At 67.5% G+C, this 7,800-nt stretch carries 8 protein-coding genes; 5 read left to right on the top strand and 3 right to left on the bottom strand.

The features are described from left to right. Positions 1–82: 82 nt before the first annotated feature. Entirely contained in the window at positions 83–799 is a 717-nt protein-coding gene (locus tag AC1DRD_RS22020) for a zinc-ribbon domain-containing protein (RefSeq protein ID WP_478043048.1), read from the bottom strand. Positions 800–963: 164 nt separating this feature from the next. Between AC1DRD_RS22020 and ftsE the strand changes: the two genes are divergently transcribed. Genes ftsE through AC1DRD_RS22000 form a run of 4 tightly spaced genes read left to right on the top strand, consistent with a single transcriptional unit; the run spans position 964 to position 3,797 of the window. Further along, positions 964–1,674, top strand: a complete 711-nt coding sequence (gene ftsE, locus AC1DRD_RS22015; RefSeq protein ID WP_478032797.1) for a cell division ATP-binding protein FtsE — start codon at positions 964–966, stop codon at positions 1,672–1,674. Continuing rightward, positions 1,671–2,564 carry a cell division protein FtsX gene (locus AC1DRD_RS22010; protein ID WP_478032799.1) on the top strand — a complete coding sequence of 298 codons (894 nt, stop codon included), beginning with the start codon at positions 1,671–1,673 and terminating at the stop codon, positions 2,562–2,564. Before ftsE ends, AC1DRD_RS22010 begins: the two co-directional genes overlap by 4 nt. Beyond that, positions 2,561–3,097, top strand: a complete 537-nt coding sequence (locus tag AC1DRD_RS22005) for a YdcF family protein (protein WP_478043047.1) — start codon at positions 2,561–2,563, stop codon at positions 3,095–3,097. The genes AC1DRD_RS22010 and AC1DRD_RS22005 overlap by 4 nt, the downstream gene beginning before the upstream one ends. A gap of 10 nt (positions 3,098–3,107) precedes the next feature. Then, positions 3,108–3,797 carry a lysophospholipid acyltransferase family protein gene (locus tag AC1DRD_RS22000; RefSeq protein ID WP_478043046.1) on the top strand — a complete coding sequence of 230 codons (690 nt, stop codon included), beginning with the start codon at positions 3,108–3,110 and terminating at the stop codon, positions 3,795–3,797. Positions 3,798–3,919: 122 nt separating this feature from the next. Here AC1DRD_RS22000 and AC1DRD_RS21995 read toward each other — a convergent pair whose 3' ends face one another. Both AC1DRD_RS21995 and hisC read right to left on the bottom strand, forming a co-directional pair. Further along, the gene (locus AC1DRD_RS21995; RefSeq protein ID WP_478043045.1) at positions 3,920–4,828 is read right to left on the bottom strand and encodes a prephenate/arogenate dehydrogenase family protein; all 909 of its coding nucleotides are present in this window, start codon (positions 4,826–4,828) and stop codon (positions 3,920–3,922) included. A gap of 121 nt (positions 4,829–4,949) precedes the next feature. Continuing rightward, positions 4,950–6,050: a histidinol-phosphate transaminase gene (gene hisC / locus AC1DRD_RS21990; RefSeq protein ID WP_478043044.1), complete on the bottom strand. Its 1,101-nt coding sequence runs from the start codon at positions 6,048–6,050 to the stop codon at positions 4,950–4,952. An 83-nt stretch (positions 6,051–6,133) separates the two neighbouring features. Here hisC and AC1DRD_RS21985 point away from each other — a divergent pair, with 83 nt between their 5' ends. Continuing rightward, positions 6,134–7,702 (top strand): flavin monoamine oxidase family protein, encoded by a 1,569-nt coding sequence (locus AC1DRD_RS21985; protein WP_478043042.1) that lies wholly within the window; start codon positions 6,134–6,136, stop codon positions 7,700–7,702. Positions 7,703–7,800 lie beyond the last annotated feature (98 nt).

Here is a 7,800-nt window from a genome sequence, read left to right as displayed (position 1 = left end):
GGGTATTCTATGGGAGGCCGGGTGGGGGAGCGGGCCGGCGCCGTCTTAAAACTCGCTCTACCGCGAGTTTTCAAACGGCCTCTCAGCCGCCGGTCGCACTGCTCGAAAAGCTCAGCTTCATGTTCTTGGAATTGGCGGGGACGTCGAGCTTGCCGCTGTAGAAGTCGATTGTGCCGCCCGGCGCGATGGTCGGCTGGTCGGGCTTGATCACCCAGCTATAGACCATCCGGCCATCCTTGGGCGCGTCGTACAATTCGACCCGGATGTCGGGGATCGGCTGGCGCTCGGCGGACGGATTATGGATCTGGCCGCCGACCGCGAACAATTCGCTGCCGGTCGGCAAATCGCGCCGGTCGGGCTGCTTGACGTTGACGAAGGTCAGCGGCGTCTGGCCGCCGCCCGCGGGCATGCCCAGCCAGGTCGCGAAGCTGGGGACGTTGAGGAACAGCAAGGCGACGGCGGCGGCGAGCATCGCGACGCCGGCGGTCACCGCGGCGATCGTCCACAATCGGGCAGGGTTACGGCGCGGCCGGAACGGCGGCTCGTGCGCGAAAGCGTCATAATCCGGGGCGATGTCGGCGCCCGGAGCTGCCTCGGCAGGCGACGGCGCGGCGATCGGCTGCGGAGCGGGGGGCACCGGCTCTGGCGCCACCACCGCCGCACCCGAAAGGTCGAGCGTCTCGGGCTGCTGGAACCAGCTATGCTTGCATTTTGCGCAGCGCACGGTGCGACCTTCGGGCCCGATCGCGGTGTCGGGGACGAGATAGCGCGTGTGGCATTCGCTGCATTCGAGGATCATATCGGCGTCCGCAAAGGGCCAACACAAATGCCCCCGTCGCAAACCCTAAGCGGGCAAGGACAGTGCGGCAAGCCTGCCGATACGCACGCCCCGGCTTGAAGCGGGAACAGGTTACGTGCGATGGCGCTGGCGGGGCAGCGTACAAGCGGGTAGCAAACGCCGGCATGGCGAATATCGTGCAGTTCGAGGATGTGGGGCTGCGCTATCCCGCCAGCGACGTCGATACCTTGTCGGCGATCAACTTCACGCTCGCCTCGGGCGGCTTCTATTTCCTGACCGGCCAATCGGGGGCGGGCAAGACCTCCCTGCTCAAGCTGATCTACCTCGCTCAGCGGCCCTCCCATGGCGTGATCCGCTTGTTCGGTGAGGATGCCGGCGCCTTACCGCGCAAGCGCTTGCCGGGCTTTCGCCGTCGGATCGGCGTCGTGTTCCAGGATTTCCGGCTGGTCCCGCATCTGTCGGCATTCGACAATATCGCCTTGCCGCTGCGGCTGTCGGGAGTGCCCGAGAGCGATGTCGAGGCGCCGGTGCGCGAGATGCTCGCCTGGGTCGGCCTGTCGGAGCGCAGCCATGCGCCGCCGCCGACCCTCTCCGGCGGCGAGCAACAGCGTATCGCGATCGCGCGCGCGGTGATCGGACGTCCCGAAATCCTGGTCGCCGACGAGCCCACCGGCAACGTCGATCCCGATATGGCGGCGCGGCTGCTCCATCTGTTCGAATCGCTCAACCGGCTCGGCACGACGGTGGTGGTGGCGACGCACGATTTCCACCTGCTCGGGCGAATCCAGAATGCGCACATGATGCGGATCGAGGCCGGGCGGCTGCTCGATCCGACCGGCGCCTTGCGCAACCCGCCCAAGGCACCCGCCGCATGAGCGTGGCGATGTTCTCGACCGCCGCCGATCGCCGCGTGCTCGACGACCGCCGCGGCACGCGCGCGATGACCTGGATCATGGCGATCATGCTGTTCCTGACCGTGCTCGCGGCGGCGCTGGGGCTGGGCACGATCAACGCGGCGGGCGCACTCGATCGCGAGCTTGCCGGACGCCTGACGGTGCAGGTCGTCGCAGCCGATCCGGCGGTGCGCGATCGCGATACCCAGATTGTGCTGGCGGCGTTGCGCGGGATGCCGGCGGTATCGCGTGCCGATCCGGTCGACCCGGCACGATTGACGGAATTGCTGCGCCCCTGGCTGGGGGATGCCTCGACTGACGCCGATGTGCCGCTACCATCGCTGATCGACGTCACGCTGAGCGTACCGAGCGAAGAGGCCGCGGCGCGCGTCGCCGCGGCGGTTCGTGGCACTGCGGCGAGCGCGCGTGTCGACAGCCAGTCGCGTTGGCTGTCGCCGGTCGCCGATTTCATGCGGACGATGATCTATGCCGCGGCGGTGCTGGTGCTGCTGATGGCGGCGGCGACCACCGCGGTGGTGCTGCTCGCGGCGCGCGCGGGACTGGAGACGCATCGCGACACGATCGCCATCCTCCACATGCTGGGGTCGACCGACGTGCAGGTCGCGCGGCTGTTCCAGCGGCGAATCGCGCTCGACACCATGGTCGGCGGCGTGATCGGGACGCTGGCGGCGATGCTGGCGATCTGGGCAGTGACCGGGCAGATGGCCGGCCTCGGCTCGCAATTGCTGTCGGGCGGCGTGCTGACGCGGGGCGATTGGGTGCTGATCGCGCTGTTGCCGCTGATCTTCGCGATAGTGGCGACGCTCGCGGCGCGGATCGCGGTGCTCGGGCGGCTGAGGCAAGTGCAATGATCCGCCGCCTGATCGCCATCGTCGCATTGGTCTATCTGCTCGGCTTCGTCCTTTACACGCTGACCCTGCCGCGGCCGCTCGAGGATATGAAGACCGACGCGATCGTCGTCCCGACCGGGGCGCCCGGCCGGATCGATCGCGGGTTGGCGCTGATCGCCGCACATCAGGCCAAAAGGCTATTGATCAGCGGTGCCGCCCCCGGCGTCCGGCCAATCGACTTATCGATCAAGTACAACGTCCCGTTGGGAGTCTTCGCGTGTTGCGTCGATCTTGGCCACGAGGCGGTCGACACGCGCTCGAACGGCGCGGAAACCGCCAAATGGGTGGGCGATCACGGCTATAAATCGGTGCGGCTGGTCACCTCGGACTGGCATATGGCGCGCGCGCGGATGGAGCTCGATGCGGCGCTGGCCAGCGACGTGACGGTGGTCGATGACGGCGTGCAGGGCGATGCCGAACTGGGCGTGCTGCTGGTCGAGTATAACAAGCTGCTGTTGCGCCGCGTCGCTTTGTGGCTCGGGTTCGGGCAATGAGCGCAAGCTGATGACGTTGTTGCGTAATGTGGCGTTCGCGATCGTTTTTTACGGCGTGTCGCTGCCGATCGTGCTGCTGGTGCCGTTCTCGGCATTGTTCGGGCAGCGCGTGCTGATCGCTTACGCCCTGGCCTGGATGCGATTCCACCGCTGGTGCGTGCGCTGGCTGCTCGGCATCCGCGTCCGTTACGAAGGGCCACGGCCGTCGGGCCAGGTCTTCTATGCCGGCAAGCACCAGTCGCTGATGGAGCCGCTCGAGCTGGTGGCCGAACTCGGCGCGCCGGCACCGATCATGCGGCGCGAATTCGCGCGCATCCCGATCTGGGGCTGGGCGACGAAGCGCTATGGCGTGATCCTGGTCGATCGCGCTGCATCCTCCAAGGCGCTACGCCAATTGATGCGCGAGGCCGAGGCGGCGCGCGCGAGCGGGCGGTCGGTGATGATCTTTCCCGAAGGCACCAGGGTGAAACCGGGCGAGCAGCCCGAGCTGAAATCGGGGTTCGCCGGGCTCTACAAGATGCTTGGCCTGCCGGTCGTGCCGATCGCGACCGATGTCGGGAAATTGTGGCCGAAGGGCGGACTGAAGCGCGCCGGGTTGGCGACGTTCCGCTTCGGTGAGGCGATCCCGCCGGGCCTGCCGCGCGCGGAGATCGAGAAGCGCGTGCATGCGGCAATCAACACGCTGGACGAACCCGCCTGAACCCCAATCGTCACCCCGGACTTGTTCCGGGGTCCAACGGGAGGCAGGCGTAAAGCAAGAGGTTGAAATTCCGCGCTGCAGGCACCTTGGACCCCGGGACAAGGCCGGGGTGACGAAGAGGATCAATCGTGCTGCCGCCCGAAGTCCGGCGCGGCGTCGTCCTGGCCCTGGTCGATGATCGAGCGGCGGATCGCGCGGGTGCGAGTGAACAGGTCGAACAATTCGTCGCCCTTGCCCCAGCGGATCGCGCGCTGGAGCGAGGTCAGATCCTCGGTGAAGCGCTGCAGCATGTCGAGCACCGCTTCTCGATTGCTCAGGAACACGTCGCGCCACATCGTCGGGTCTGACGCGGCGATACGGGTGAAGTCGCGAAAACCGCCGGCCGAATATTTGATCACTTCGGACCGGGTGACCTCTTCCATGTCCGACGCGGTGCCGACGATCGTATAGGCGATCAGGTGCGGCAAATGGCTGGTGATCGCCAGCACGCGGTCATGGTGCTGGGCATCCATCATCTCGATCTCGGCGCCCAGCCGCCGCCAGAATTCGGCGACACGCTCGACCGCGGCGGGATCGGCGCCGTCGGGCGGGGTCAGGATGCACCAGCGGCCGTGGAACAGGGTCGCGAAGCCGGCCTCGGGGCCCGATCGCTCGGTGCCGGCGACGGGGTGAGCGGGGATGATGGTCGCGCCGGGAAGCGCTGCGGTCAACGCCGCGAGCACGCTGCCCTTGGACGAGCCGACGTCGCTGACGATCGCATCGGCGGGAAGGTCATCGGCAATCGCTTCCGCCGCCGCGGCCATCGCGCCGACCGGCACGCAGAAGATCACCAGATCCGCATCGGTCACCGCGGCGCCGGCGGTGTCGGCGATATCGTCGCAGAAATCGAGCGCACGCGATGTCTCGCGGACCTGCGGATCCATATCGTGCCCGGTGACGCGAACGGTCGGCATGTCCGCCTTGATCGCGCGCGCGATCGACGAGCCGATCAGGCCCAATCCGATGATGGTGACGCGGGAGAAAGGCAGCATGGCAGTCAGACCCTCACCCTTCCGGCGCTACGCGCCTCCCTCCCTCTCCCGCATGCGGGAGAGGGAAGGGGCCCGCCGCCGAAGGCGGTGGGAAGGGTGAGGGTCTGTCGTCCCTGCGGCATCAGCCGGCCTTCCCGACCATCTCGCGCAAGGCGGCAGCGACCCCCTTGGTCTCGTCTTCGGTCCCGACGGTGATCCGCAATCCATGCGGCAGGCCCTGACCCGGTAGCCAGCGGACGATATAGCCGGCGTCCATCAGGCCCTTATACGCGGCCTCGGCGGTCAATTTGCCTTCGAACAGCACCAGCACGAAATTGGCCTGGCTTGGCACGGCACGCAGGCCGGCATTGCCGAGCTGGGCGATTTCCTGCGAGAACCAGGCACGCCATTTGGCATTATGCGCCCGGGTGTGCTCGACGAACTCGGTATCGCCCAAAGCCGCGATCGCCGCCGCGGTGCCCGCGATGGTGATCGAGAAAGGCAGGCGGATGCGGTGCATCGCCTCGATGATCGCCGGCGAGGCATAGCCCCAGCCGATCCGCTCGGCGGCCAGGCCGTACATCTTGGAGAAGGTGCGCGTGACCAGCACGTTGGGCGCGGTCTCGGCCAGCGCCATCCCGCCATCTTCGGCATCGCCCTCGATATATTCGGCATAAGCATGGTCGAGCACGAGCAGGATGTCGGAGCGCAGGCCGGCGTGCAGCCGTGCGATCCCTTCCTTGGTCGCGTAGGTGCCGGTCGGGTTGTTGGGGTTGGCGATATAGACGATCTTGGTGCGCTCGGTGACGCAGGCCAGGATCGCGTCGACATCGGTGGCATAATCGCGATCGGGTGCGATCACCGGCACCGCGCCCACCCGCCGCGCCGCGATTTCGTACACCGCGAAGCCGTACTTGACGAAGATGACCTCGTCGCCCGGCCCGGCGAATGCACCGGCGGCGAGGTGGAGCACTTCGTCCGAGCCGTTGCCATAGATGATCCGCGCCGGATCGAGCCCATATTTCTCGGCGAGCACGTCGCGTAGCTCGGTTCCGCTGGCATCGGGATAGCGTTCGAGGCGGCTTGCCGCCGACAAAAACGCTTCACGCGCCTTGGGCGAAGTGCCCAACGGGTTCTCGTTCGACGAGAGCTTGGCGACCTTGCGGCCGTCATCGGTGGTCGATCGCCCGGGGATATAAGGCGCGATCGCCATGATCCAGGGCTTGGGTTCAGGAGCGCTCATGATGACTGGCCTATGCGCAGGGCCCTGTCGCCTTGGCAAGATCAGTCCCCAGCCGCTATGCAGCAGGACCAGGGGGAAGGCGGATGCGGGGACCGACGGCATTCTGGCAGGCGCTCGAGGCGGCGCGGCGGGAGACGTTGCGCGAGCGCGGGGCGGCGATCCCCATACCCGGCAGCGATGGCCAGACGCGGCGGCAAGTGCTGATCGCGCTGGCGGCGACGGCGGCGACCGCGGCTTTGCCGCGCCCCGCCCGTGCGGCAGCGAGCGGCGCGCCGGTGGTCATCATCGGCGGCGGCATCGCCGGGCTGACCGCTTTGTGGCATTTGACCAGATCGGGAGTCGACGCGCGGCTTTACGAGGCGCGCACCCGGCTCGGCGGGCGGATGTACACCGCCAGGGCCAAAGGCATGCCGTCGATCGAGATCGGCGGGCAATTGGTCAATACCGACCATGCCGACATGCACGCGCTCTGCCGCGAATTCGGCGTGCAGTTGATCGACCGCAAGGCCGGCCAGCATCGCGCCATGATCCTCGACGGCGCGCGTGAAGTGCCGGAAGGCAAATTGGTCGCCGGCCTGCGCGGCATCGCCGGCCAGATCGATGCCGATTCGGTGCGGCTCGACCAGAATTACGCCAAGGTCGCGGCCGAGCTCGATCGCATGTCGTTCACCGGCTATCTCGACAAATATGCCCGACTGATCCCCGATCCCTGGGTGCGCCGCCTGATGGAAGCGACCGCGCGCACCGAATATGGCTGCGAGCCGGCGCAGGCATCGGCGATCGAATTGGTGTTCAACCTGCCGACGATCGACGGACGGCGGATCGACGTGCTGTCGCGCAGCGACGAACGCTATCTGATGGCGGGCGGCAGTTCGTCCTTGATCGAGGCGATGGCGGCGCGGCTGGCGAGCCGCATCACCACTTACCGCCGCGCGGTGCGGATCGATCCCTCGGCAAGCGGCGCGCGCGTGGTCTTCTCCAATGGGGAAAAGATCGACGCGTCGGCGGTGATCGTCACCACACCGGCCTCGATCATGAGCCGGATCGCTTATGGCGTGCCGCTGCCGCCCTTGTGGCGCCAGTTCATCGGCGAGGTCGGGCTGGGCAAGAACGGCAAGGTCCAGGCCGTGACCATTGCGCGGCCATGGGAAAAGTCGATCGGGCGCGGCGGGGAAATCTGGCAGACCGACCGCGGCGCCGGTGCGTCGCTCGGCTGGGACGGCGGCGTGCGTCCGGCCGCGGGGCCGGGCAGCGTGTGGACCTGGTTTACCGGCGGCGACGAAGTGCTCGCCGCGGATCAGGCCGATCCGCGCGCGCTGGCACTCAAGCTCGCGCGGCTGGCCGAGAGCGGCGTGAAGGGGATGGGCGCGGCGACCGGTACGACCGTCCGCCGCACCAACTGGCATCTCGATCCCTTCTCGATGGGCGCGTATGTCAATTTCCGCCCGGGGCAATTGACCAAATTCGCCGATTTGATCTGGACCGAAACCGACGGCATCGCCTCGACCCCGATGGGGGCGGGACCGGTGCATTTCGCGGGCGAGCATCTGTCGGATGCCTATCCCGGTTACATGAACGGCGGCGCGCAGACCGGGCGGCTGGCGGCGCAATCGGTCATCGCCGCCAGGGCGCCGGCGCGACGGATGGGCTGACCAATTCCCTCTCCCTGAGGGAGAGGGAGAGTTCGAGCTTTGACCTGCCCCCGGCAGGTCAAGGTCCGGTCCGGGGGACCGGACCTCGCTCGAACTCG

Source organism: Sphingomonas sp. P4_G2 (assembly GCF_056401155.1).
Note: the sequence above shows the minus strand (reverse complement) of the source record. Positions and strands in the feature narration are given on the sequence as shown.